The sequence below is a fragment of the Streptomyces sp. RKAG290 genome, from assembly GCF_023701695.1.
GTDB lineage: Bacteria > Actinomycetota > Actinomycetes > Streptomycetales > Streptomycetaceae > Streptomyces.
Genome location: NZ_JAJOZC010000001.1, coordinates 1,993,469 through 2,019,474 on the forward strand (window position 1 = coordinate 1,993,469; position 26,006 = coordinate 2,019,474).

Here is a 26,006-nt window from a genome sequence, read left to right on the forward strand (position 1 = left end):
CGAGACCCACATCGCAGGGGGTTACTTTGAGAATCAGCCGCGCCGGACGACGCGCCGGGCTGAGCATGGCAGCGACACTGCCACTGCTCGCCGGTGCGCTCGCCCTCGGGATACCCAACGCCAGCGCAGACTCCGCGCCGGGCGGCCGGGACGCGCTGCAGGGCACCAAGCCGGCCTGGGCCACCGCCACGGCCGACCGGGGAGCCACGGCCGACAGCGGCCGGGTCGCTGTCCGGGTCCACCTCGCCGGACGGGACGCGAAGGGGCTGGCCGCCTACGCGGCCGCCGTCTCCGACCCGCGGTCCGCGTCGTACGGGAAGTACCTGAGCGCCTCGCAGGCACAGGCGCGGTTCGGGGCCACTCAGGACCAGATCGACCGGGTGAGCCAGTGGCTGCGGTCCAGCGGCCTGACGGTCACCGGCACCAGTCAGCACTACGTCTCGGCCACCGGCGAAGTGGCCAAGGCCGAGAAGGCGTTCAGCACCCAGCTGCGCAACTACCGCAAGGGGAGCCGCACCTACCGCGCCCCGGCTTCCACCGCCTCGGTGCCGGCCGCGCTGAGCGATGCCGTGCTCGCTGTGTCCGGCCTGGACAACGCGCCCCACCGCTCCAGCCACGACGAGGTACTCCCGCCGCCGGACGCGGTGTTCCGCAACTCGGGGCCGTTCTCCTCGTACTTCGGGTCGAGGACCGCCTCCACCCTGCCGAGCGCCTACGGGGCCAAGGTGCCGTACGCGGTCAAGGGGTACACCGGCAAGCAGCTGCGCGCCGCGTACGGGGCGGGGGACTACACCGGCAAGGGTGTGACCGTCGCGATCACCGACGCGTACGCCTCCCCCACCATCGCCGAGGACGCCGCCGAGTACGCGAAGCGCAACGGCGACGCGCGCTACCGGCACGGGCAGCTCAGCCAGGTGCTGCCGGACGACTACACGAAGACCGAGGAGTGCGGGGCCTCCGGCTGGTACGGCGAGGAGACCCTCGACGTCGAGGCCGTGCACGCCGTCGCGCCCGCTGCGGACATCGTGTACGTGGGCGGCGCGTCCTGCTACGACAACGACCTGCTCGACTCGCTGAACAAGGTCGTCGACCACCGGCTCGCGGACATCGTCTCCAACTCCTGGGGCGACGTCGAGGCCAACCAGACCCCTGACCTGGCGCTCGCCTACGACCAGGTGTTCAAGATGGGCGCGATCGAGGGCATCGGCTTCTACTTCTCCTCCGGCGACGACGGCGACAACGTCGCGTCCACCGGCACCAAGCAGATCGACGTCCCCTCCAACTCCGCCTGGGTGACCTCGGTCGGCGGTACGTCACTGGCCGTCGGCAAGCACGACACGTACCAGTGGGAGACCGGCTGGGGCACCACGAACGCCCCGCTGGCGGCGGACGGCAAGAGCTGGACGGGCTTCCCCGGCGCGTACACCTCGGGCGCGGGCGGCGGCACCAGCTCCACCGTGAAGCAGCCGTTCTACCAGCGCGGCATCGTGCCGGACTCGCTGGCCAAGGCCAACGGGACGACGCGGATGCGCACCGCACCGGACGTCGCGGCCGTCGCGGACCCGAACACCGGATTCCTGGTGGGCCAGACCCAGACGCTGCCCGACGGCTCGCTGGGCTACGACGAGTACCGCATCGGGGGTACGTCGCTGGCCGCGCCGGTCATCGCCGGTGTCCAGGCCCTCGCCCAGCAGGCGCAGCGCGGACGCCCGATCGGTTTCGCCAACCCGGCGATCTACGCCCGCTACGACTCGAAGGCGTACCACGACGTGACGGACCACCCGCTGGGCCACGGTCTCGCGGTCGCCCGGGTGGACTTCGCCAACGGCTACGACGCGGCGGACGGCTTGAAGACCTCCGTGCGCAGCCTCGGCAAGGACGCCTCGCTGTCCGCGGTGCGCGGATACGACGACGTGACGGGCGTCGGCACTCCGGCCCCCGGCTACGTCAGCTCCTACCGCAGGCACTGAGCCCAGGGCCCAGGACGCGGTAAGCGGCAGACGCGACGGACGGCCGTCGCGGGGCGCGAGGCCCCGCGGCGGCCGTTCGTGCGTCCTGCGGTGGTCCGGCGGGCGCCGCGTGGCGCGGGGGTCAGGCCGAGGCGCGCTTGCTCGTGGTGGTCTTCTTCTTGGCCGCCGCCGTCTTCTTGGAGGTGGTGCTCTTGGCCGCCGTCTTCTTCGCCCCCGCGCGGCCGCGGGAGGCGCTCTTCGTGGCCGCCCCCTTGCTCGCGCCCGCCGTGGACTTCTTCGCCCCGGAGGACTTGGGCGAGGAGGCGGACTTGCGGGCCCCGCCGGAGCCGGATCCCGACCCGGCCGACGCCCGCGACACCGACTTGCCGGTGGGGGTTCTGCGCGTGGTGCCGCCCGACGTCTTGCGGGCGGCGATCGGGGTGACCTTCGCGTCCTCGTCGCCCTTGCCGTCCTCGCCCCCTTCGCCGCCGCGGGCCTCCTTCGCGGCCCGGACGCTGCTCTCCAGTGCCGCGATCAGGTCGATGACCTTGCCGTCACCGGAGTCGCCGGACGCCGCCTGCCGCGGTGTCTCACCGGAGGCCTTGGCCGCGACGAGCTCCTCGACCGCCTCCCGGTAGTCGTCGTGCAGCGAGTCCATCTCGACCTCACCGAGGGTGTTCATCAGGGCGTCCGCCAGATCGAGTTCGGCGTCGCGCACCTTCACGTCGCCGTCCGGGGCGACCCCTTCGGGCGCCCGGATCTCGTCCGGCCAGAGCAGGCCGTGCATCGCGATCACGTCGTCGACCACGCGCAGCATCCCCAGGCGCTCCCGCCCGCGCAGCGCGTACTTGGCGACGGCGACCTTCCGGCTCCGCTTCAGCGCCTCCCGCAGCAGGGTGTAGGGCTTGGCGGCGGGGACGCCGTTGGCGGTCAGGTAGTAGGCCGCGTCCATCTGGAGCGGGTCGATCGAATCGGCCGGCACGAAGGCGACGATCTCGATCGTCTTGGCGGTGGGCAGTGGCAGTGAGCCGAGGTCCTCGTCGGTGATCGGGATCATCGAGCCGTCGGCGTCCTCGTAGGCCTTGCCGATCTCGGCGGCAGCCACCTCCTCACCGTCCAGTTCGCAGACCTTCCGGTAGCGGATCCGGCCGCCGTCACCCAGGTGGATCTGCCGGAAGGAGACCGAGTGGTTCTCGGTGGCGTTGACCAGCTTGATCGGGATGCTGACCAGCCCGAAGGAGATGGCGCCGTTCCAGATGGACCTCACCGTTCACCCCTTACCCGCGCAATATCCGTATAGATCCCATTTACGTGTGATTCTTATCGTATGACGCCGATCACGGAGGTGGAGGGGCGGCGCCTGACGCTCAGCAATCTGGACAAGGTGCTGTATCCGGCCACCGGCACCACCAAGGGCGAGGTGCTGCACTACTACGCGGCCACGGCCGCAGAGGCGCTGCTGGCGCACCTGCGCGACCGGCCCGTGTCCTTCCTGCGCTATCCGGACGGGCCGGACGGGCAGCGCTTCTTCACCAAGAACCCGCCGCCCGGTACGCCGTCCTGGGTACGGACCGCGCCGGTGCCGCACAAGGAGAAGGAGCCGGCGAGCCAGGTCGTCGTGCAGGACCTGGCCTCCCTGATCTGGGCGGCCAATCTGGTGGTGGAGTTCCACACCCCGCAGTGGCTCTCCGGCGCGCCGGGGGTGGCCGACCGGATGGTCCTGGACCTGGACCCCGGAGCACCGGCGACGGTCGTGGAGTGCTGCAAGGTCGCGCTGTGGCTGCGGGAGCGGCTGGCCGCGGACGGCCTGGAGGCCTACGGGAAGACCTCCGGGTCCAAGGGGCTGCATCTGCTCGTCCCCCTGGAGCCCACGGCGTCCGAGCGGGTGTCGGCGTACGCGAAGGAGCTGGCCGTGGAGGCGGAGCGGGAGCTCGGGGACCTGGTCGTGCACCGGATGAAGCGGGCCCTGCGACCTGGCAAGGTGTTCGTCGACTTCAGCCAGAACGCGGCGGCGAAGACGACCGCGACCCCCTACACCCTGCGCGCGAGGGACCAGCCATCCGTCTCCGCGCCGGTGACCTGGGCGGAGATCGAGGAGTGCGGCGACCCCGGGGAGCTGGTCTTCCTGGCCGACGACATGGCGGAGCGGCTGGCCCGGTACGGGGATCTGCTCGGACCCCTCAACGAGCCGGACCGCGGCCGTCCGATTCCGGACCGGCCTTAGGGCCTCGTCCGGATCATGGCGGCCTCACCTGCCCGCGGGCATACCCCACCGCCTGCTTTGTTGTCATGTCCAAAGGCAAAAGGCGGCATGTGGCGGGTGGATTGTCCGAGCCGTGGTGCACACTCTGCGCAGACACTGCTTCGTGGTAACGCGTGGGGAGGCGATGACGTGTTCTCGGGGATCGACGAGGTCGACTGGGCCTCGATGGAGCATGCCTACGGGCCTGCCGATGATGTGCCGGGCCTGCTGCGGGGCCTCGCGTCCGCCGATCCGGCGGAACGCGAAGGGGCGCTGGACGGCATGTACGGGGCCGTGCACCACCAGGGTGATGTCTACGCGTGCACGCTCGCCTGCATTCCGTTCCTCTTCGAGCTGGTGGTGGATCCGGCGGTCCAGGACCGGGGATCCATCGTCGAGCTGCTCACCAGCATCGGCGGCATCGATCTCGACGAGGACGACGAGGACGAGATCGACGAGGAGGAGATCGAGGGCGCGGCGAACTACGCCATGGCGGCGGCCGCCGTCACCGCGGGCGCCGGGGTCTTCTTCGCCCTGCTGGCCGACGACGACCAGGGGGTGCGGGTCTCCGCCCCGCTGGCCCTGGCCACCCTGCACGGCCACCCGGCGCGGGTCCTGGCAGTGCTGCGGGAGCGGCTGGCCGTGGAGCCGGACGAGGAGGTGCGGCTCGCCCTGGTCGAGGCGGCGGGACGGGTCGCGCTGCGTCACCGCCCGCTGACCGACCAGATCGCCGACTGGCTGAGCCGGCTGGCCGTCGAGGCCCGTCCGCCGGGGCTGCGGCTGGCGGCACTGGCCCAGCTGGCGCGGTGCGCGCCGCAGGCGCTGCCCGGCGATGTGGTGCGGGTGGTGGCGGGGCTGCTGCGGCAGCTGCGCTCGGAGCCCGCGGCCGCCGACCCGGGGCCGCGGCCGGCCGAGGCACTCGGTGAACCGGAGCCGGCCGCCGTCGAGGAGCGGGCCGCGCCGGTGACCCTGGTGGGGCAGTTGCGGTCGCTGTCGGCCGAGGAGAGCGCCGGGCGCGCGGCACCCTGGACGGCCGACCTGCTGCGGACCCTGCACGTGGGCCTCGACGACCGGGTCGCCGAGCGGACGGCCCTGCTGACCGATCAGCTGTGCAGCCCGGACCGCTGGCAGCGCATCGACGCGGTCCGGATGAGCAGCGGTCTGATCCGGGCCTGGCGCGGTTCCTACGGGGAGCTGGTGCGGCTGGTGGGCGAGCAGCTCGCTGCCGACGAGCCGAGGCTGGCCGAGGCCGCCTCGCATGTCCTGGAGGAGCTCTTCGGCCTGGCCGCGCCGGCCGCGGACGCGCTGGCGGCCCGGGTCGCCGCGGATCCGGGTGCCTGGGTGAAGGAGTGGGCGAGCGGGCCGCCGGGGCTCGGCAGTGCGGTGAAGGCCCTGTCCCGGCTGGGTGACCCCCGCGCGGTACCCGCGCTGGCCGCGGCGCTGGAGCGGCCCGAGGTGCCGCACGACGTGGGGTTCGCCATCGGATACCTGGGCGCGGCGGCGCGCCCGCTGGCCGGTGCGCTGCGGCGCAGGCTCGCCGAGGTCGGCCTCGACGAGGGTGCCTACGACCGGGCCAGCCCGCTGCTCGCCGGGCTGACCGCGCTGCGGGCGGGCGAGGCCGCGCCTGAGGTGCTGCGGGTGCTGCGCGGGGCTCCGGAGTACCGCGGCGAGTGGCTGCGCACGGCGGCGCTGCGGGCGCTCGGCGCGTTCGGGCCCGCGGCGCACTGTGCCGTACCGGAGCTTCGGGCGCTGATCCGCCGCCCCGGCACGGCGGCGGCCACGGAGGCCGCCGAGGCGCTGTGGGCCGTCGACGGGGACGCAGGCGCCGTGCTGCCGGTTCTGATCGAGGGGCTGCAGGCGGATCACGCGCACGAGCGGCGGTCGGCGGCGAGCGCGCTGGGGAGGCTCGGGGCACAGGCGGCGGTGACCGCGCCGCGGCTGCGGGCGCTGCTGCGGCACGAGGAGCTGTGGCTCCGGGTGGACGCGGCGATCGCTCTGTGGGAGGTTTCCGGGCGGGCCGAAGAGTCCGTTCCGGTACTCCTGGCGGCCTGGGAGACGAACCGCCATGTCAGGGTTCGGGTGGCTGAATGTCTGGCGCGGATGGGGGCCGCTGGGGCAGGGTCGGACGCGGCACGCGTGCTGCACGCCGAGCTCGCCTCCGTACGCCGTCACAACGCGATGGACGGCGGGTACGGCAGCCACGACACATACGAGGACGAGAAGCTGCTGGCGCTGTGTCGCCGGGCGCTCATGGGTAATTCGGGGAAGGGACCCACAACATGATCATTTTCGGTACGCGAGGATATCTCTACCAACTGGCCGTCATGACGATGGTCTGCGGCTGGTGCGGGAACCCGTCCGCGCACACCCTGCGCAAGCGGGTCACGAAGTTCACGCTGTTCTTCGTGCCGCTGTTCCCCTTCTCGACGAAGTTCGCCACCCAGTGCACGTTCTGCGGCGGTGAGCAGAAGATCCCCAAGGAGCAGGCCGAGGCACTGCTGGCCCAGCACGTGGCGTCGCAGGACGGCAACCCGTTCGGGCAGGCTCCGCAGCAGCCGGGGTTCGCGCCGGGCGCACAGGGCCAGGGCCAGAACCCGTATCAGCACTAAATACGCATAAGGGACTTCCTTCCGAATAAGGTCTACAGAGCCGGTGTCGTGCGCGAGCGCGTGCCCACCGGCTCGACCGGCCGTCGGGAACGGAGGAAGCCATGCGTCCGCAGCACCGGGTGGGGCGCCGCGCGGCGATGCTGCTCGCCGGCGCCGCGCTGCTGGCCGGCTGCGGCACCGGTGGCGAGCTGAAGAGCGCCGGGCGCGCCACGCCCGCCATCGGCCCCGCCCGCCTCTGGCCGGAGCTGCCGCCCGCCTCAGCCGCCCCGTACGACTACGGCGAGGGCGAGACGGCGCACATCCCCGGCATCACCGTGCCGGGCGACGACGTGCACCGGCTGGATCCGGTGGCGGTGGTGCAGGCGGGGCTGAACGCCCGGCCCGACCGGTCCAGCGGCGCCGACGAGCTGCCGGCCGCCACCGTCCGCCGGATCAAGGCCTGCCGGACCGCACCGCAGGCATGCCCGGTGCTTCCGCCGTACTTCCGCGATCTGACCGGTGACGGCAAGGACGAGCTGGTGCTCGCCATCGAGCTGACCGGCCACCAGCTGTCCGTGCGGGTCTACATGCCGGAGCCGAGCGGGCTGACCCGGATCATGTCCACCTCCGACGCCGTGATCAGCGTGGAGCTGGCCGGCCGGGACCTGATCATGCGGGCACCGTCGGCCATCACCGGGTACGAGTACCGCACGGCCTGGTCCTGGGACGGCAGGCAGCGCGCGATGCTGCCCACCCAGGACGAGATCCTGCGCATGACGCCGTATCCGGAGCCCGGCCGGCGGCGCACACCGAGTGCGCACCCCTCCCCGCGGCCGAGCGAGCTGCCCTCCGCCGCACCCACGACACAGCCGCCCACCGTGCCGCCCACCGCCGCACCCACCGCGGCCCCCTCGGCCGCCGTGTCCGCGGAGCGCCGATGAGCCGGCGCCGGCCGCGGACCTCCCGGTCCCGCTCACCGCGGCGCGGCCTGCGGATGCCCGCCTGGACCGCGACGCTCGCCTGGAAGTCCGCCGTCTTCATCACCGTGATGTGCTGCGTGCTCGCCGCCCTGCTGGGCGTGCTGGTGCACACCGCGGTCACCCGCCAGACGGTCGGCCACGCCCGCGAGAAGGCGCTGGCCCGGCTGACGGCCGTGACCGCCTCCTACGAGGCGGGCGAGGCCCTCCCGCCGCGCTCCGGCCTCGACCCGCCGGGGCTGCCCGCACCGCTGCGCGCCCTGGCGGTGAGCGGGAAGCGGGGAACCATGGTCGCCGATCACCTCGGCCACCCGACGATGTGGGCGGCCGCCCCGGCCGACGGGCGCGCGCTGGCCACCCGGACCGACTACAGCCAGAGCGCCCGCACGATCAAGGGCCTGGACCGGGCGATCATCGGCTCCTCCCTGCTGGCGATCGGCGCCACGCTGCTGGCCGGCGCGTTCGCCGTCACCCGGGTCACCCGGCGGCTGCACCAGACGGCGCGGGTGGCCCGCCGGATCGGCGCGGGCGATCTGGACGCCCGGGTGAACGACCCGCGTACGGCCGACCCCTCGCGGCCGCAGGACGAGGTGGCGATCGTCGCCGGCGCCCTGGACACGATGGCCTCGACGCTCCAGGGCAAGCTCCAGACCGAGCAGCGCTTCACCGCCGATGTGGCGCACGAGCTGCGCACCCCGCTGACCGGGCTGTCGGCCGCCGCCGAACTCCTGGCGCCCGGCCGCCCGTCGGAACTGGTGCAGGACCGGGTCCGGGCGATGCGGGCCCTCACGGAGGACCTGCTGGAGATCTCCCGGCTCGACGCCCGGACCGAACTGGTCGATCTCGACGTGCACGAACTGGCGCCGCTCGCCGAGCGGGTGGTGTCCGCCTCGGGCACCGCCACCGAGGTCCGCGTGGCCGGGGACGGGCCGCCGGTACGCGTCGAGACGGACAAGCGGCGCTTGGAGCGGGTGCTCGGCAACCTGATCAGCAACGCGCACCGGCACGGCCGCCCGCCGGTGGTGCTGACGGTCGACGGGCCGGTGGTGACCGTGCGGGATCATGGCGAGGGCTTCCCGGACTACCTCACCGCCGCCGGTCCGCAGCGTTTCCGCACCGAGGGCGGCAGCAAGGGCCACGGCCTCGGGCTGACCATCGCCGCCGGACAGGCCGGGGTGATGGGTGCCGAGCTGGTCTTCGAGAACGCGCCGGACGGCGGGGCGGTGGCCCGGCTGACGCTGCCGGAGTACGTACGCCTCGACGAGGAGCCACCGGGAACCGGCGCCGGAACCTGACGGGCAGCCCCCGGGCCCCGTCGCCCGGACCCCACGAACCTCAGCATCGGGACATAAGGGAAATAGGCCCCACCTCTTGCTACGTTGCGTGGCATGACCGCAACGACAGCGGACGCGCCCCCGCCCGAGCTGCGCCTGCCCAAGCGGCGCGGCGTGGAGCTCTCGCTCCTCATCGGGGCCGTCCTCATCTCCGTCTACGGCTACGCCGCCGTCGGTCTGGCCAGGAACGGCGCGGTCCCGCCCGACGTCGCGGGGTACGGCGGCGGCCTCGGGCTGCTCGCCCTGCTCGCCCATCTCGCCGTCCGCTTCCGCGCCCCCTACGCCGATCCGCTGCTGCTGCCCATCGCCGTCCTGCTCAACGGCCTCGGCCTGGTGCTGATCTACCGGCTCGACCTGGAGACCCCCAAGGACCAGGCGGCCCCGACCCAGCTGATCTGGTCCACGCTCGGCGTCGCGTTCTTCATCGCGGTGGTGGTGTTCCTGCGCGACCACCGGGTGCTCCAGCGGTACGCGTACCTCTCGGTCGCCGCCGCCCTCGTCCTGATGATCGTGCCGATCTTCTTCCCCGCGGTGAACGGCGCCAAGATCTGGATCAGGGTCGGCGGATTCTCCTTCCAGCCCGGCGAGTTCGCCAAGATCCTGCTCGCGGTGTTCTTCGCCGCCTACCTGGCGGCGAACCGCAACGCCCTCGCGTACACCGGGCGCAGGATCTGGAAGCTGCAACTGCCCACCGGCCGGGTGCTCGGCCCGATCGTGGCGATCTGGCTGTTCAGCGTCGGGGTACTGGTCCTGGAGCGGGACCTGGGCACCTCGCTGCTCTTCTTCGGCCTGTTCGTGATCCTGCTGTACGTGGCGACCGGCCGGACCGGCTGGATCGCCGTCGGGCTGCTGCTCGCCGCCGTCGGCGCGTTCGTCGTCGGCTCCTTCGAACCGCATGTGCACAGCCGGGTGCAGGACTGGCTCGACCCGTTCGCCTCGATCGACGCCGGCCGGGGGCCCAGCCAGCTCGCCCAGTCCCTGTTCGCCTTCGCGGCCGGCGGGATGCTGGGCGCCGGGCTCGGCCTCGGGCACTCCATCCTCATCGGCTTCGCCGCCAAGTCCGACTTCATCCTGGCGACGGCCGGCGAGGAGCTCGGGCTGACCGGCCTGACCGCGGTCTTCATGCTGTACGCCCTGCTGGTGGCCCGCGGCTACCGCGCCGGGCTCGCCCTGCGCGACTCGTTCGGGCGGCTGCTCTCGATCGGCCTGGCCTCGATCCTGGCGCTCCAGGTGTTCGTGATCGCGGGCGGGGTGATGGGCCTGATCCCGCTGACCGGCATGGCGATGCCCTTCCTCGCCCAGGGAGGTTCGTCCGTGGTCACCAACTGGATCATCGTGGCGCTGCTGATCCGGGTCAGCGACCTGGCCCGCAGACCCCACCCCGACCAGGTGGAGACCGGAGTCATCGCGCCGATCCTGGAGGACGAGCTGTGATCCCGTACCCCTCGACCCCGCGGGAGGCCCGGCGGTGATCCGCTACATCCGGCGCGCCGCCGCCTTCTGTCTGCTCCTGCTCGTGGCGCTGCTGCTCAACGCCGCGCGCATCCAGGTCTTCGAGGCCGACAGCCTCGACGACAACTCCGCCAACCGCCGGGTCACCATCGACCGTTACGACCAGCCGCGCGGCAACATCCTGGTCGACGGCAGGTCCGTCACCGGCTCGAAGGACACCGGCGAGCAGCTCGCGTACGAACGCACCTACCGGTACGGCCCGCTGTACGCCCCGGTGACCGGCTACGCCTCCCAGACGTACGGCACCACGCTCATCGAGAACGCCGAGGACCGGGTCCTCTCCGGCACCGACCCGATGCTCGCCCCGCTCCCGTTCTGGAACGAGATCACCCGCAGCCGGCAGCCGGGCGGCGACGTCGTCACCACGATCAAGGACTCGATGCAGCGCGCCGCCTACGAGGGGCTCGGCGACCGGAAGGGAGCCGTCGCGGCCATCGAGCCGACGACGGGCAAGATCCTGGCGCTGGTCTCTACCCCTCCTACGACCCCGGGCGGCTCTCCGGCACCGGTTCGTCCGTCACCGACGCCTGGCGGGACCTCAACGCGTCCACCGGCCAGCCGATGCTCAACCGCGCCATCCGGCAGACCTATCCGCCCGGCTCCACGTTCAAGATCGTGACGGCGGCGGCGGCGCTGGACGCCGAGGTGGTCACCGATCCGGACGACGAGACCGACACCCCCTCCCCCTACGTCCTGCCGGGCACCTCGACCACCCTCCCCAACGAGGCGAGCGGCTGCGCCAAGGCGTCCCTGGCCGAGGCGATCCGGGTCTCCTGCAACACCGTGATGGCGCACCTCGGGGTGGAGGTCGGGCTGGACGGCATGGTGGACGCGGTCGAGAAGTTCGGCTTCAACGACACCGGGCTGAAGGTCCCGTCCGGGGTGGCGAAGAGCAACTTCGACACCGACATGAGCGACGACCAGCTGGCCCTGTCCTCGATCGGCCAGTTCGACACGACGGCGACACCGCTGCAGATGGCGATGGTGGCCGCGGCCGTGGCCAACGACGGCGACCTCATGTACCCGCACCTCGTGGACCGTACGACCAGGCACAGCGGCTCCACCGTGCACACCGAGGGGTCGCACTCCTACCACCGGGCGATGAGCCCGGGGACGGCGGTGCAGATGCGCCGGATGATGGTCGACGTGGTGCAGGACGGCACCGGCACCAACGCGGCCATCGACGGCGCGACGGTCGGCGGCAAGACCGGCACGGCCCAGCACGGCATCGACAACTCCGGTACGCCGTACGCCTGGTTCATCTCCTGGGCGCAGGCGGAGGACTCCGCGAGGCCGGCCGTCGCGGTCGCCGTGGTCGTCGAGGACGCGGCCGCCGACCGGGCCGACATCAGCGGTGGCGGCAGCGCCGCGCCGATCGCCCGTTCCGTCATGGAAGCCGCCCTGGAAGACTGAGCCCATGACGGGTTCCAGGGATGCGGCCGGGGCGCTGGCCGCGATCGAGCGGGCGGACCCGCGGCTCTGCGCCTTCCTCGACGTCCGCCGCGAGGAGGCGCTCGCCCAGATGCCCGGCGCGGCCCGGCTCCCGCTGGCCGGGCTGCCGTTCGCGGTGAAGGGCCCCGGCGGAATCCGCTCCTACGCGGCCCGGCGGCTGACCGCGGCGGGCGGCATCGCGGTCGGCTCGACGTCCGTGCCCGGCCCCGGCACGCACTGGAAGACCTGGGGGCTGGGTGCCCACGGACGCACGGTCAACCCCTGGCGCAGCGACCGGACTCCGGGCGGTTCGTCCGCCGGCTCCGCGGTGGCGGTCGCGGCGGATCTGGTGGAGCTGGCGACCGGGAGCGACGGGGCCGGGTCGGTACGGATCCCGGCCGCCTGGTGCGGGGTGTTCGGGCTCAAGACGACCAACGGGCTGCTGCCCTCCCCCGACCGCTCGGGACTCGCCGCCGCCGGGGTGCTGGCCCGGTCCGCCGCGCACGCCCAGACGTATCTGCGCTGCGTCCTGGACTCCTACGAGCCTGCCGTGACCGAGCTGCCGCTGCGGGCCGCCTACAGCCCCGACCTCGGGTACGCGGACGTCGACCCGGAGGTGGCTGCGGTGGTGCGCGGCGCCGTGCGGCGGCTGGTGGCGGCCGGGGTGGTGCGGCTCGCGGCGGGCGGTTGCGACCTGCTCGACCCGGCGGGGGTGTGGCAGGCGGTACGCGGCGGTCGGGCGGGGCCGCCGGACGAGGAGCTCCGGCAGGAGAACGACCGCAGGCTGGACGCCTTCTTCGCCGGCACGCCCCTGCTCCTCACCCCGGTCACGCCCAACCGCCCGCACGGCCACGAGGGACCGGGCGAGCTCTTCTCCACCGCGCTCACCTGGGCGTTCAACGTGAGCGGGCATCCCGCGGCGAGCGTGCCGGCCGGATTCACCGCGGACGGCTGCCCGGTGGGGCTCCAGTTGGTCGCGCAGCGCGGTGCGGATGCCGCGCTGCTCGCCATGGCCAGTGCGGTGGAGCGCGTCTGCGCGGGGTGACGGGAGGCGCTGACCGCGCGCGTCATCCGGGGCGCCGCCGCGAGCTGATCAGCCGGCCTCGGTGGCGCCGATCGGCTTGCGCGACTCGGACCTGACCCGGGCGGTGTCCAGTGCGGCCTTCGCGAGGTCGACCTCGTCGGGGTCCTGGAGCGCGGTCCGGGGCGTGACCACGGCGACGAAGGACGCGGTGTTGTCGTCGCCCCAGGCGCACATGGGGATGGTGCTGGTGAGCACACCGTCCTTTGACCGCACGACCTGGCAGGACACGGTGATCCCGTACCCGTCGGGGGTGAACTCCCTGGCGGGTACGGCGACGGTCATGCCGTCCGTCTTCGCCGCCCCTCCAGGATCTTGTCCCGGGTGAACTCCGGTCCCTTGATCCGGCCCACAGACCGGAGATGACGAGGGTGCCGCCCGCCGAGGAGGTGTACTGGGTGACGACGGCCTCGGCATCGCGGATGCTGGGGTCGTAGGTCTCCTCGATATCCTTCCCGGCCGTCGACGAGGAGTCCTCGGACAGCGTGTACTCCTCGTCCAGCAGTTTCTTCGGCACGGTCAGCCGGTACTCGGCCGCGGGGAAGTCCCCGTCGGCCGCCGACACACCGGCGTCGACCAGCCGGGAGACACCGAACGCGAGGCAGCCGGCCGCGGCCAGCGCACCGACGACGATCCCCACGATCAGCCCGGTCCGGTTCTTCCGCGGGGGCGGCGGTCCCTGCGGGAACCCGAAAAGCGGCGGCCCCTGCGGATGGCCGAAGGCCGGCGGTCCCTGCGGGTACCCGTAGGGCGGCTGCCCGGGTACCGGCTGCTGGGCGTAAGGGTTCTGCTGGGAGCCGGGCGTCCCGTACGGGCCCTGTGGCGCTCCGTAAGGGCCCTGCGGCGGCGGCGTGGTCATGGCCCCAAGTTACGTCATGCGCACGAACACGATTTCGAACCCCTGGGGGCGCGTGGGTTCAGCTCAGGGGCTCGCGGCGGCGCAGCCACTCGGCCGGCACGCCGTCGACGCCGACAGCGGCGGCGACGATGCCGCCGGTGATGGCACAGGTCGTGTCGACGTCCCCGAGTCCCTCGGCCGTCGCCCAGAGCGCCGCCTCCAGGTCGTCCGGATGCCGGGCCGCGGTCCACAGGGCGAACGGGACGGTGTCGTCGGCGCGGATGCGCTGCCCGTTGCCGAGCAACTGGGCGGCCTCCCACGGCTCGGTGTCGAACGGCACCTCCGCCGCCCGCGTCAGCCCCTCCCGCACCGGCCCCGCGGGGGTGCGGCCGACGACCGCGGCCAGCGTGAACTCACCCCGCACCGCCAGCGCCGCGGCCACCGCGACCGCCACCGCGCCCGCGATCCCCTCGGGGTGGGCGTGGGTGACCTCCGCCTGCAACGCGGCCTGTTCGGCCGCGTGGGCGACGTCCCCGTGGAAGCGCGCCCCGAGCGGCGCGACCCGCATCGCGGCACCGTTGCCGAGGCTGCCGCCCTCGAAGAGTCCGGGGGCCAGCGTCCGCCAGTCGGCCGGCGACGTCAGCAGCGCGGGCAGCAGCATGTGCATGCCGTGGCCGTACCCCCGTGCCTGATCGGCGTCGAAGGCCAGGGCGAACAGCAGCGCGAGCCGGTCCTGCTCGACGTGCCCGTGCTCGTCCAGCACCCGCTGGAGCGCCCGGGCCAGGGCGGTGTCGTCGGTCCAGTGCCAGACGGGCTCCTGGGGCGTCTGCCGCGCCCTGATCTGGTTGTACGCCTGCCGGGGTTCCCGGAAGAGCGAGAACCACCGCTCGCCGAACGCGTCCCCGAGCGCCAGCCCTTCGAGGCTGCGGCGGGCGGCGGCGAGATCTGCTGTGACCGTGGTGGAGGGCATGACGCCATTCTCCCGCCGCCGGCCCGGGACCGTACAGCTGTTATCGGCCGCTCCGGCGTGAGACTGACGCCATGCGCGATCACCCGGAACCCACCGTCGTCCGCCGGTCCGCGACGGCCGCCCCCGACGACGGCCTCTCCGCCCTGCTGGCCGACTACCACCTGCAGACGGAGCAGGAGAAGGGCCGGCCGGTCGCGGCTGTGGCCGAGCTGCCCGCGCGGTACCGCGCGGAGGTCGAGGACCCGCAGACCGCGTTCGCCGACGCCGTCGTACTCCTGGCCATGGACAGTGACACCACCGCGGGCTGCCTCGTGGTGACCGCCCCGGTGGCCGGGCGGTCCGAGATCAAGCGCCTCTGGACGGCGCCCGGTTCCCGGGGCCGCGGCGTCGCCTCCGCCCTCCTCGACGCCGCACTCGGCCACGCCGCCAGGAGCGGGGCCGACGCGGTGCGGCTGTCGGTGTGGCGGTGGCGCTCGGGGGCCATCGCCCTGTACGAGCGGTTCGGCTTCACCGTCACCACCCCCTGGGACGAGCGCGAGGACCTGGTGTGCATGGAGCGGTCGGTGCCGGGCGCTCCGCCCTGTACAGAGCGGAGCGGTTCATAGATCGTGGCGGCATGCCGATCGAGCAGCGCAGCGAGGGAGACCGCCAGTGACCGCGACCGGGACCACCGCTCAGGACACCGAGATCCAGGCCCTCCTGTCGTCCCTGGCCGGACAGCGCCGTCACGTCCTCGGCGCACTCGACGGGCTGGACCCGGCTGCGCTGAGGCGGCCGGTGCTGCCGTCCGGGTGGAGCTGTCTGGGGCTCGTCCAGCATCTTGCGCTCGACGTCGAGCGGTTCTGGTTCCGTGCCGTCCTCACGGGTGACCCGGCCGTCATCGAGGACCTGGACCGCATCGACGACGCCTGGCAGCTCGCGCCGGGCACGAGCGACGCCGAGGTCCTCGACCGCTACCGCGCGGAGTCCGCTCTCGCGGACGCCGCCGTCACCGCGTCGGACCCCGACGCGCCTCTCGCCTGGTGGCCCCACGAGCTCTTCGGCGAACCGCACCTGCACACCCTGCGGGACGTCCTGCTGCACGTCATCACCGAGACCGCGTGCCATGCCGGCCACCTGGACGCGGCACGCGAACTCATCGACGGGCGCCGGTGGCTGGTACTGACGTAGGGCCCGCGTCCTCGATCTCCGCGCCCGGATAGGGGGTCCGCTTGCTCACTGTCAGCAGCCGGCGCTGGAACCCGTCCAGGACGATGCCGGGGCGGGCGTGCCGGTCGATGACCGAGGCGGCCTCGGGCGGGACCCCCGCGGGCCGTTCACCCGCGGTCCAGGCGCGCAGAAAGTCTGCGTGCTCCACGTCGCCGCGCAACCCGTCCACCAGGTGGTGCCGCAGCAGATGGCCGGCGACGTAGTGGCGGTCGTACGCGCGATGTGCTGCGAGGAACCCGGCCTCGTCCGCGGAGAGTTCGAACGCGGAGCTCAGCGCGAGGCCGAAATCGGCGAACCGGATCGAGTGGCCGTCGGTCAGGACGTTGTGGAAGTGGGCGTCGAAGTGGACGAGCCCGCGGGAGCTCATGAAGTCGGCCCCGCGCCGCAGCACCTCGTCCAGCCATGCGTACGGCGGGCCCTCCCCGCCTCCCCGCGCCGCCTCGCGGCGGTCGGCCAGCCATGCCGCGAGGGTCTGCGGCACGTGTTCCAGGAAGAGCACCAGACAGTGGGCGGACCGGCCGATGGCCTCCAGCCGGGTCCGTACGGCCGCCGAGCCCTCCCAGTGGGCGACCGCCCCGTCGACGCCACCGAACTCGTCGGCGAATTCCCGGGGAGCCGTGTCCGGCACGACCCGCCAGTGGTACATCAGCGGGAAGTCCTGGTACTCGTCGCCGAGCACCCAGTTGGTGGTGATCGTGTGCGCGGCCAGCTCCCGCCAGGCGCCGAAGCCGGCCGAGCCCACCCCGTACTGGTAGAAGGTGGGCAGCCCGAAGAGGTTCGCGGTCGACCGCAGGTTCTCCGGCCGCAGCTCCAGCTCCGTCAGGGGCACGCGTTTGACGAAGACCCGCGTCCCGCACACGTCCAGCTCCGCCGACCTGCCACCGATGCCGGACCCGAGCGGCGCGGCCGACCGGACGGCTTCGCTGAGCCGCCGGTCGCTCATCAGCGACAGGTGGGTGGCCACGGGTCCGTAGGCGGCGAGGCGTGCGCGACGCCGTGGGTCGGGGCGGTGCGCCGGCGCCGCGGCAGCACCCGGGCCGGTACCGTCCGCGGTCTCGTGCATGCGCCCGACTCTACTCAGCCGCCGCCCGCTCAGGCAGCCGACGGACTGCTCCCGCCCTCCGCTATCGCCTCGGCGACCTCCGCCACCCGCGCCTGCTCCTCGACCTCGAAGCGGTCCCGGTCCAGCTGTTCGGCTATCTCCTCGTCCTGGGCCATGAGCAGGTCCAGGCTGGAGTCGCCGAGTTCGAGGACGCCCATGTCGACGTACGCCTTCTGCAGCCGCTCGCCCCACAGGCCGATGTCCTTCACGCACGGGACTATGCGGCTGAACAGGAGCTTGCGGAACAGCTGGAGGAATTCTGAGTGCTCGGAGAGCTCCTTGGCCTCCTTCTTGGCGATGCCGAAGTTCTCCAGCACCTCCACGCCGCTGAGCCGGTCACGCATCAGGTAGCAGCCCTCGATGACGAACTCCTCGCGCTCGCGCAGTTCCGCGTCGCTCAGCTGCTTGTAGTAGTCGCGCAGCGCCATCCGTCCGAAGGCGACGTGCCGGGCCTCGTCCTGCATGACGTACGCGAGGATCTGCTTGGGCAGCGGCTTGGTCGTGGTGTCGCGGATCATGCCGAACGCGGCCAGGGCCAGGCCCTCGATGAGGACCTGCATGCCGAGGTAGGGCATGTCCCAGCGGGAGTCGCGCAGGGTGTCGCCCAGCAGGCCCTGGAGGTTGTCGTTGACCGGGTAGAGCATCCCGATCTTCTCGTGCAGGAACCGGCCGTAGATCTCCGCGTGCCGTGCCTCGTCCATGGTCTGGGTCGCGGAGTAGAACTTGGCGTCCAGGTCGGGGACGGACTCCACGATCCGGGCCGCGCAGATCATCGCGCCCTGCTCGCCGTGCAGGAACTGGCTGAACTGCCAGGAGGTGTAGTGCTTGCGCAGCTCGCCCCGGTCCTTCTCGGTCATCTTCGCCCAGTGCGGGGTGCCGTAGAGGGTGAGGGCCTCGTCGGGGGTGCCGAGGGGGTCGGTGGGGTCGACCTCCAGGCTCCAGTCGATGCGCTTGTTGCCGTCCCACTGCTTGTCCTTGCCCTTCTGGTACAGGGCGAGCAGACGTTCACGGCCGTCGTCGTAGTCCCAGCTGAAGCGGGCTGCGCCCGAGGCGGGCACCGTCCACAGCGGCTGCTCGGGGCGGTGGTGTAGAGGTCGTGTGTCGACACGGACGGCTCCTTCGCCTCGCATGCATCGATAAGTCACCTGGCGCCTGGCTCAGTTGGCAGGTTCACACGTTGGTAGACGCCGGGTCAACAAGTCGCGCACAAGGGATTGACGGGCTTGCTGACAGGAGGTCTCATAAGAAGTGACCGTCGGTAACCCAGGTGTGAGGTGCCCCAGCGATGACGACAGCGACCGAACGCGACGTGCAGATGCTCCGCGATGCGCTGGGCCCCCTCCGGGACCGCGAGCAGATCGCCGAGCGGCTGCTGGAGGCCTCGGCCAAGCACTCCTTCGACCCCGACAAGGAGCTCGACTGGGACGCGGCGATCGAGGACGGCAAGTGGTTCTGGCCGCCGGAGCTGGTCTCCCTCTACGACACCCCGCTGTGGCGCAGGATGTCCCAGGACCAGCGCTTCGAGCTCGCCCGGCACGAGGCGGCCTCGCTGGCCTCGCTCGGCATCTGGTTCGAGATCATCCTGATGCAGCTGCTGGTCCGCCACATCTACGACAAGTCGGTGACCAGCAACCACGTCCGCTACGCACTCACCGAGATAGCCGACGAGTGCCGGCACTCGATGATGTTCGGCCGGATGATCACCTGGGGCGGCGCGCCCGCCTACCCCGTGCCGCGCAGGTACCACAATCTGGCCCGGGTACTGAAGACCGTCTCCACCACCCCCGGTTCGTTCGCGGCCACCCTGCTCGGCGAGGAGATCCTCGACTGGATGCAGCGGCTGACCTTCCCCGACGAGCGCGTCCAGACCCTGGTGCGCGGCGTGACCCGCATCCATGTGGTCGAGGAGGCCCGGCACGTGCGGTACGCCCGCGAGGAGCTGCGCCGCCAGATGGTGACCGCACCGCGCTGGGAGCGCGAACTCACCCGGGTGAGCTGCGGGGAGGCGGCCCGCGTCTTCTCCGTCTGCTTCGTCAACCCGCAGGTGTACGCACACGTCGGCCTGGACCCGCAGGAGGCCGTGGCCCAGGTCCGGGCGAGCGGGCACCGGGCGGAGGTCATGCAGTCGGGCGCCAGGCGGCTGACCGACTTCTTCGAAGACATCGGAGTCCTCAACGGAGTGGGGCGCAGGCTGTGGAAGAGCTCGGGACTGCTTGCCTGACCGGGCCGCCCGCCCCCGGCCCGCCGGGGCGGCAGGCCGTAGGCTGCCTGGTATGACCCCTGCCGCAGCCGCGCCGCCGACCCGTGCGTACCGAAGGCTCAGCGTCGAGGAGCGGCGCACCCAGCTCCTGGGTGCGGCGCTCACCCTCTTCGCGCACCGGGCCCCCGACGAGGTCTCGCTGGACGAGGTCGCGACGGTGGCCGGGGTGTCCCGCCCGCTGGTCTACCGCTACTTCCCCGGCGGGCGGCAGCAGTTGTACGAGGCGGCCCTGAGGTCCGCCGCCGAGGAACTGATCCTGTGCTTCGCCGAACCGGCCGTGGGCCCGCCCACGGAACGGGTGACCCGGGTCCTGGACCGCTACCTGGCCTTCGTCGACCAGCACGACGCCGGTTTCAGCGCACTGCTGCGCGGCGGCAGCGTCGCCGAGACGTCCCGGACGAGCACGATCGTCGACGAGGTACGGCGGGCGGCCGCCGACCAGATACTCCTGCACCTGGGCCGGGGCGCGGGCAGTGAACCCGGGCCGCGGCTGCGGATGATGGTGCGCACCTGGATCGCGGCCGTCGAGGCGGCCTCACTGATCTGGCTGGACGAGGAGAAGCAGCCGGCCGCGTCCGAGCTGCGCGACTGGCTCGTCGACCAGTTCATCGGGCTGCTCGCGGTCACCGCGGCCACCGACCCGGGAACCGCGGCCGCGGTGGCCGAACTGCTGCCGCTGGAGACCGCGGCGGGCCCGGCCGGCCGGCTGGCGGCCCGGCTGATCCCGGTGGTCGGCGGGGCGGCGCATCTGCTGCCGCCGGACTGATCGGTCAGACTGGGGCGGTGAGAAGCGAGAACACCCCCTTCGCCGGCGGCCCGCTGGACGGCCGGGTACTGCCCGTGCTCGTCGGCGCCACCGGCCACCCGCCCAAGTGGTACGAGGTCCCGGTCCCGGACGCCACCGGCGGCCCGGCCACCGTGCACGCCTACCGCAGGGTCCCGGCCGGGCACACCAAGCGGCTGGGCATCCAGCGCGGCTGGTTGTACGAGTACGCCCCGGGCGGCCGCGAGCGCCACGGCCCCAAGTGGCCCTGGTCGAAGCCGGGTCAGTAAATGCGCTGAAATGGGGCGGGGTGGCCTTTCGGTCTAAGATCGGCGATCTGGTCCGAGGACGGTCGCGAGAGGCCGGTCACAAGGGGGTGCGCCATGGAGGCGCTGCGTCAGGATGATCCACGCCACTTCGGCCCGTACACCACGCTGGCGCGTTTCCGTGAGACGGCGGCAGCGGTGCAGTACCTCGCGCGTGAGGCGACTTCGCGGGACATCGCCGTCATCACCGCGGCACGGCCCGCGCTCGCCGCGCTGCCCGCCTTCCGGCGCCGCTTCCAGGCGGAGGCACGCACCGCGGACCGGCTGGCCGGGGGCTGGGTGGCGGCTCAGCTCGACACCCGCACGGACGGACCCGAGGACGACGCACGCCTGTGGACCGCCTCGGCGTACGTACCGGCACTGACGCTCGCCGAGGCCATCGAGATCGCCGGGCCGCTGCCCGAGCGTGCCGTGCGGATACTGGGCGCGGGCGTCGCCGAGACACTCTCCCGGGTGCACGCCACCGGAGCCGTACTGCACGGCCTCGCCCCCAGGACGGTGCTGCTGGCGGAGGACGGGCCGCGGCTCACGGCCTTCGGCCCCCTGGGCGCCGCGGCCGAGGCCGAGGCGCGGCCGGGCGGGCAGCTCTCCGTGCGGCTCGGTTACCTGACCCCGGAGCAGGTGGAGGGCAAGGAGGCCGGGCCGGCCTCGGACATCTTCGTGCTGGGCCTGCTGCTCGCGTACGCGGCGACGGGCAGTACCCCGCTGGCGGACGGCCCGGTGACCGAGGCCGCCGAACGGATCGCCCACACGGACCCGGAACTGGCCGCCGTGCCGGACGCGCTGCGCGACCTGGTCGCGCGCTGCCTGGCGAAGGACCCGGCCGACCGGCCGGCTGCGGGGGCGGTGGCTGCGGAGCTGGCCCTGGAGGGTGCGGCCGGACTGGCCAAGGGCGACTGGCTGCCGGGACCGCTCTCGGCGGCCGTGGCCGAACAGGGCCTGCGTGCCGAGGCGTTGGACGCCGCGCCGCCCGCCGTCGAGGACTCGGTGCCCGCGCGGGACGCGAGCGATGCACCTGCCGTGACCGGCGTGCAGGACCGGGCCCCGGACGCGGTGGGCGTCCCCGGCGGCGCCGAAGTTCCGGACGTGCAGGACTCCGTGGTGCCCGCGGCCGCTCCGGCCGGCGGCGGCGCACCGGACGCGCCCGCCCCCAGGGACACCAGGACCGCCCAGTTCGGGATCATCGATCACCACGCCCCGCGGCCCGACCGGGCGACGACCCAGCTCTCGATGCCGCGCGAGCTGCCCGGACCGCCGGTGGCCGGACCCCCGGTGGCCGGTCCGCCGGCGGCCTTCCCCGCTCTCCCCGCCCTCCCCGGGCCTGTGGTCCCGCAGGCGCTGCCCGTGCACGTCCCTGCGGCGCCCTTCCCCTCCGCCACTCCCCCGCCCGCCCCCAAGTCCGCCGCGGCCGACCGCCGGACCCTGCTGATCGGGGCGGCCGCCGGGGTCGCCGGGCTCCTCGTGGGGGGCGGCGGGGTGCTCGCGCTCGGGCCGGGCGACGACGCGAAGTCCACGGCCGACGACAAGCCCGCCCCGGACACCGCCCGGCCCACGGTCGCCGGACTGCCCCCGCAGCCGCGCTGGATCTACACCCACCCGGCTGCCGAGACGGTCCCCCTCACCGCCGCCGTGTGGAACGACCGGCTGCTGGTGCTGACCGACGAGACCCAGGCCTCCGCCGTCGACCTGCGCACCGGACGCCGGGTCTGGGAGAGCGCGGACGCCGCCAAGGGCCAGGCCGCCGTGCCGGCCGGCAAGGAGTTCTGCTTCATCGCCGGCCCTTCCGAGTTCCTGTGGCTCTCGGCGAAGGACGGCCGGGTGGCCCACCGGGTGGCGTACGCCGACGGCTTCGCGGGAGCGCCCTACCTGGCGGTGCCCCAGCTCGTCGGCGCGTCCGGGGCGACCATCTGGTTCACCGGCTCCACGAAGGTCACGGTGAAGGCGCCCAAGCCGAAGAAGGGCAAGAAGCGCGGCAAGGACGAGCAGGTCGTCAAGTCGTACCTGTTCGCGTACGACGTCGAGCAGCGCAAGGAGCTGTGGCGGACTTCCGTGCCCACCGGCCGCGGCCCGGTCGCGCCGGTGTACAAACTGATCGCGGAGCGGCCGGACGACATCGTCGTACGGCAGCACCGGCTGTCGCTCACCCCGGCGGACGTGAAGGCCGGCAAGGGCAAGGGCCGCTTCCGCAGTTTCGACCGGAAGACCGGGAAGCTCCAGTGGACCGAGGCGTTCGGCACCGTGACCGCCGACGGGGCGGCCATGGGCGACGAGGAAGGGACGCTGTACGCGGCGGTCGGTGACGACCTGCGGGCGTTCGAGACCGGCAGCGGGAAGCCGAAGTGGACGCTCAACGGCACTCGCGGCTCCCTTTTCGGGACGTCGGTCGAGGCGGGCGCGCTGCTGCACACCACGAACCGCAACCAGGAAGTGGGCGCGGTCGAACGGGGGACCGGGCGGCTGCGGTGGCGGCGCTCGACCGAGGGGATGCTCACCGGCTGGGCGCCCGCGCTGACCGTCAGCAGCAGCGGCGGCACGCTGCTCGCCGCGGGCTCCGGCCAGGTCTGCGCGTTCGCGGCGGCCGACGGGCGGCGGCTGTGGAAGTTCCAGGACATCGGCGCCCAGGACCCGAAGGGCGCGACGGTCACCGACCCTTACCAGGTGCTGGCAGCCGGGAAGAGCGCGATCGTCCGGCGCGGCCGGGTGACGTACGCGTTCCCCGTCGACTGACCGGGCAGCGGCGACGGCGGATGCGGCCTTGGTGAGGTCACCGGCGCCGCACCCGCCGCCTTCCGGGGGACCGGCCCGTCGCCACGCCGCCGGGTTCTTGCATCGCCTGACGGTAGGTGAGCGTATGGAGGAATTGCGCTCACTCATGGGGTAGTCCCACGATTCACCCCTTCATCGGAGGTGATGTCGTGCCGGGCAGAGTCCTGCGCTCCCTCGCGACGGCGACGCTGGCCGCCGTCGTGGTGACCTCGCCGGCCGCCGCCGTGGCCGCCCCCTCGCCCGCTCCCTCGGGCCCCGGCTCCGGCACGGACGCCGAGGGCGCCGCGGCCCCGGAGGCCGCAGGCACCGGTGTCGCCTCGCTGCTGGGCCGGCTGCAGAAGCTGTACCAGCAGGCCGAGGAGGCGACCGAGACGTACAACGGGACGGCGGCCGAGCTCAAGAAGCGGACGGCGGAGGCGAAGAGGCTGGACGCCGCGCTCGTCACCGCCCGGCTCTCGCTGGCCCGCAGCCGTGACGACGCCGGGCGGCTGGCCCGCGAGCAGTACCAGGGCCGTTCCGACTTCTCCTCGTACCTGCAGCTCCTGCTGGGCCGCGACCCGGCGCAGGCCCTGGACCAGGGGCAGGTCATCCAGCGGCTGGCCGCCGGGCGGGTGGCGACCGTGAAGCGGTTCAGCGGCGCCGAGAAGCGCGCCGACGAGCTGGCGAGGGAGTCCCGCAAGGTGCTGGACAGGCAGCAGGTGCTGGCCGCGCGGCAGAAGAAGGAACGCGACGCGGTCCACAAGCGCCTCAAGGACGTCGAGGCGATGCTCGCCGCGCTCTCCGTGGACCAGCTCGCCGATGTGTCCAGCCTTGAGCGGAAGGGCACGGAGAAGGCCCAGGGCGCCCTGGTCGCCTCGGGAGCCCTGTCCTCGGCCAGGCCGCCGTCCGAGGAGGGCGGCGAGGCCGTCCGGTACGCGATCGGGCAGATCGGCAAGCCGTACGTGTGGGGCGCCGAGGGCCCCGGCTCGTTCGACTGCTCCGGACTCACCTCGCAGGCCTGGGCGAGCGCCGGCCGGACCATTCCGCGTACCTCGCAGGAGCAGTGGCGACAGCTGCGGAAGGTGGCGGTGAGCGCGCTGCGCCCGGGCGACCTGGTGATCTACTTCCCGAAGGCGACCCACGTCGCCCTGTACATCGGCAACGGCCTGGTGGTGCAGGCGCCCCGGCCGGGGTCCCAAGTCAAGGTCTCGCCGTTGGCGTCGAACCCCCTGCTGGGCGCTGTCCGGCCCGACCCGGAGAGTGCGCCGCTGAGCACGTACCAGGCGCCGGAGCTCCCCCAGGACGCGTCCGACGGCTCCGACGAGGGGTACGGCGAGTCCTCGTCCCCCGACGCGTGACAGCTGCCGTACGCGAGTCGGCCGGGCCGGGCAGCGTCGGTGACAGCGACGTGCCCCGGCCCGGCCGGTTCGTTCAGGCGGTGGATCAGGCCCCGGACACCGAAGCCAGGTACGCGTTCGTCTTGTCCGGCTCGAAGAAGAAGTTCTCGAAGTCCGCCGGGTCGTTGAACCCGTTGGCGAAGCGGTCGGCGACCGGCTGGAGCTGGCCGGCGGCGCCGATCAGGTTCAGCACGTGCTCCGGCGGAACGCCGAGCATCGCGTTCGTCCACTTCGTGACGTGCTGGGCGGTGTCCCAGTAGCGGTCGAACGTGGACTGCATCCACTGCTCGTCGAACTCGCCGTCGCCGCGCTCGATGATCGAGTCCAGGTAGGCGTTGGCACACTTGGAGGCCGAGTTGGAGCCCTGCCCGGTGATCGGGTCGTTGGCGACGACCACGTCCGCCACGCCGAGCACCAGGCCACCGCCGGGCAGCCGGCCGACCGGCTTGCGGACGGTCGGGGCGTAACGGCCCGCCAGGGTGCCGTTGGCGTCGGTCAGTTCGACCTTGGTGGCGCGTGCGTACTCCCACGGCGTGAACTTCTCCATGAGCTCCAGCGTCTTGGCGAGGTGCTCCGAGGGGTCCTTGATGCCCTGGAAGGCGTCGAGCGGGCCGCCCGGGATGCCCTCCCAGAACAGGATGTCGGCGCGGCCCGACGTGGTCAGGGTCGGCATCACGAAGAGCTCGCCGACGCCCGGCACCAGGTTGCAGCGGACCGCGTCGAACTCGGGGTGCTCGGGCCGCGGGCCCATGCCGTGGACGTACGAGACGGCCAGCGCACGCTGCGGGGCGTCGAACGGCGAGCGGGACGCGTCCCGGCCGAACATGGAGACCAGTTCGCCCTTGCCCGCGGAGACCATCACCAGGTCGTAGGTGCGGGAGAAGTAGTCCAGGTCCGAGACGGCCGCACCGTGGATGACGAGCTGTCCGCCGCGCTGGGCGAAGGTCTCCATCCAGCCGGCCATCTTCACCCGCTGGTCCACGGACTGGGCGAAGCCGTCCAGCTTGCCGACCCAGTCGATGGCGCGTGAGGAGTCGGGCGCGGCGACCGAGACGCCGAGGCCCTCGATCCGCGGGGCCTGGGACTCCCAGAAGTTGAGCTGGTAGTCCCGCTCGTGCTGGAGCGCGGTGTGGAACATGCACTGCGTCGACATGACCCGGCCGGAGCGGATCTCGTCGGCGGTGCGGTTGGACATCAGGGTGACTTCGTACCCTCGGGACTGCAGTCCGAGGGCGAGCTGGAGCCCGGACTGGCCGGCTCCGACTATCAGTATCTTCCGCAT

20 protein-coding genes and 2 pseudogenes are annotated in these 26,006 nt (G+C 72.8%); 16 read left to right on the forward strand and 6 right to left on the reverse strand.

The window, feature by feature from the left end:
- Positions 1–65: 65 nt before the first annotated feature.
- Positions 66–1,970 (forward strand): S53 family peptidase, encoded by a 1,905-nt coding sequence (locus tag LNW71_RS08290; RefSeq protein ID WP_250967650.1) that lies wholly within the window; start codon positions 66–68, stop codon positions 1,968–1,970.
- A gap of 121 nt (positions 1,971–2,091) precedes the next feature.
- Here the strand turns inward: LNW71_RS08290 and LNW71_RS08295 are convergent, their stop codons facing one another.
- Entirely contained in the window at positions 2,092–3,216 is a 1,125-nt protein-coding gene (locus LNW71_RS08295) for a Ku protein (protein ID WP_250967651.1), read from the reverse strand.
- Between the two features lie 60 nt (positions 3,217–3,276).
- Here LNW71_RS08295 and ligD point away from each other — a divergent pair, with 60 nt between their 5' ends.
- The 8 genes and pseudogenes from ligD (at position 3,277) to LNW71_RS08335 (ending at position 13,078) form a co-directional block, all read left to right on the forward strand.
- Positions 3,277–4,173, forward strand: coding sequence for a non-homologous end-joining DNA ligase (gene ligD, locus LNW71_RS08300; protein WP_250967652.1), 897 nt, complete (start codon positions 3,277–3,279; stop codon positions 4,171–4,173).
- A gap of 168 nt (positions 4,174–4,341) precedes the next feature.
- Positions 4,342–6,474, forward strand: coding sequence for a PBS lyase (locus LNW71_RS08305; RefSeq protein ID WP_250967653.1), 2,133 nt, complete (start codon positions 4,342–4,344; stop codon positions 6,472–6,474).
- A complete protein-coding gene (locus tag LNW71_RS08310) occupies positions 6,471–6,800 on the forward strand; it encodes a zinc-ribbon domain-containing protein (RefSeq protein WP_250967654.1) in 330 nt (109 codons plus the stop codon). Before LNW71_RS08305 ends, LNW71_RS08310 begins: the two co-directional genes overlap by 4 nt.
- 101 nt (positions 6,801–6,901) lie before the next feature.
- On the forward strand, positions 6,902–7,720 hold the full coding sequence (locus tag LNW71_RS08315; RefSeq protein ID WP_250967655.1) for a hypothetical protein: 819 nt from the start codon (positions 6,902–6,904) through the stop codon (positions 7,718–7,720).
- On the forward strand, positions 7,717–9,051 hold the full coding sequence (locus LNW71_RS08320) for a HAMP domain-containing sensor histidine kinase (protein ID WP_250967656.1): 1,335 nt from the start codon (positions 7,717–7,719) through the stop codon (positions 9,049–9,051). The genes LNW71_RS08315 and LNW71_RS08320 overlap by 4 nt, the downstream gene beginning before the upstream one ends.
- A gap of 93 nt (positions 9,052–9,144) precedes the next feature.
- On the forward strand, positions 9,145–10,524 hold the full coding sequence (locus tag LNW71_RS08325; protein WP_250967657.1) for an FtsW/RodA/SpoVE family cell cycle protein: 1,380 nt from the start codon (positions 9,145–9,147) through the stop codon (positions 10,522–10,524).
- Between the two features lie 34 nt (positions 10,525–10,558).
- Positions 10,559–12,015: pseudogene (locus LNW71_RS08330) on the forward strand (penicillin-binding transpeptidase domain-containing protein).
- A gap of 4 nt (positions 12,016–12,019) precedes the next feature.
- Complete coding sequence (locus LNW71_RS08335) at positions 12,020–13,078, forward strand: amidase family protein (RefSeq protein ID WP_250967658.1); 1,059 nt, start codon at positions 12,020–12,022, stop codon at positions 13,076–13,078.
- Positions 13,079–13,126: 48 nt separating this feature from the next.
- On the opposite strand, the gene LNW71_RS08340 is transcribed toward LNW71_RS08335, so the two are convergent.
- Both LNW71_RS08340 and LNW71_RS08345 read right to left on the reverse strand, forming a co-directional pair.
- Complete coding sequence (locus tag LNW71_RS08340) at positions 13,127–13,399, reverse strand: hypothetical protein (RefSeq protein WP_250967659.1); 273 nt, start codon at positions 13,397–13,399, stop codon at positions 13,127–13,129.
- 632 nt (positions 13,400–14,031) lie between these two features.
- A complete protein-coding gene (locus LNW71_RS08345; protein WP_250967660.1) occupies positions 14,032–14,922 on the reverse strand; it encodes an ADP-ribosylglycohydrolase family protein in 891 nt (296 codons plus the stop codon).
- Between the two features lie 71 nt (positions 14,923–14,993).
- Here LNW71_RS08345 and LNW71_RS08350 point away from each other — a divergent pair, with 71 nt between their 5' ends.
- Both LNW71_RS08350 and LNW71_RS08355 read left to right on the forward strand, forming a co-directional pair.
- Positions 14,994–15,527, forward strand: a complete 534-nt coding sequence (locus tag LNW71_RS08350) for a GNAT family N-acetyltransferase (RefSeq protein WP_250967661.1) — start codon at positions 14,994–14,996, stop codon at positions 15,525–15,527.
- Positions 15,528–15,573: 46 nt separating this feature from the next.
- Entirely contained in the window at positions 15,574–16,092 is a 519-nt protein-coding gene (locus tag LNW71_RS08355) for a DinB family protein (RefSeq protein ID WP_250967662.1), read from the forward strand.
- On the opposite strand, the gene LNW71_RS08360 is transcribed toward LNW71_RS08355, so the two are convergent.
- Positions 16,058–17,194, reverse strand: coding sequence for a protein kinase family protein (locus tag LNW71_RS08360; protein WP_250967663.1), 1,137 nt, complete (start codon positions 17,192–17,194; stop codon positions 16,058–16,060). The genes LNW71_RS08355 and LNW71_RS08360 overlap by 35 nt on opposite strands.
- A 29-nt stretch (positions 17,195–17,223) precedes the next feature.
- Positions 17,224–18,341, reverse strand: a pseudogene (locus LNW71_RS08365) (ferritin-like domain-containing protein).
- Positions 18,342–18,518: 177 nt separating this feature from the next.
- Here LNW71_RS08365 and LNW71_RS08370 point away from each other — a divergent pair.
- The 5 genes from LNW71_RS08370 to LNW71_RS08390 all read left to right on the forward strand — a co-directional run bounded on the left by LNW71_RS08370 (position 18,519) and on the right by LNW71_RS08390 (position 24,685).
- The gene (locus LNW71_RS08370; RefSeq protein WP_250967664.1) at positions 18,519–19,454 is read left to right on the forward strand and encodes a diiron oxygenase; all 936 of its coding nucleotides are present in this window, start codon (positions 18,519–18,521) and stop codon (positions 19,452–19,454) included.
- 52 nt (positions 19,455–19,506) lie between these two features.
- Complete coding sequence (locus LNW71_RS08375) at positions 19,507–20,259, forward strand: TetR/AcrR family transcriptional regulator (protein ID WP_250967665.1); 753 nt, start codon at positions 19,507–19,509, stop codon at positions 20,257–20,259.
- Between the two features lie 17 nt (positions 20,260–20,276).
- A complete protein-coding gene (locus LNW71_RS08380; RefSeq protein ID WP_250967666.1) occupies positions 20,277–20,546 on the forward strand; it encodes a hypothetical protein in 270 nt (89 codons plus the stop codon).
- A 93-nt stretch (positions 20,547–20,639) separates the two neighbouring features.
- Positions 20,640–23,309 carry a PQQ-binding-like beta-propeller repeat protein gene (locus LNW71_RS08385; protein ID WP_250967667.1) on the forward strand — a complete coding sequence of 890 codons (2,670 nt, stop codon included), beginning with the start codon at positions 20,640–20,642 and terminating at the stop codon, positions 23,307–23,309.
- 188 nt (positions 23,310–23,497) lie between these two features.
- Positions 23,498–24,685, forward strand: a complete 1,188-nt coding sequence (locus LNW71_RS08390) for a C40 family peptidase (protein WP_250967668.1) — start codon at positions 23,498–23,500, stop codon at positions 24,683–24,685.
- Between the two features lie 85 nt (positions 24,686–24,770).
- On the opposite strand, the gene LNW71_RS08395 is transcribed toward LNW71_RS08390, so the two are convergent.
- A complete protein-coding gene (locus tag LNW71_RS08395) occupies positions 24,771–26,006 on the reverse strand; it encodes a styrene monooxygenase/indole monooxygenase family protein (protein WP_250967669.1) in 1,236 nt (411 codons plus the stop codon).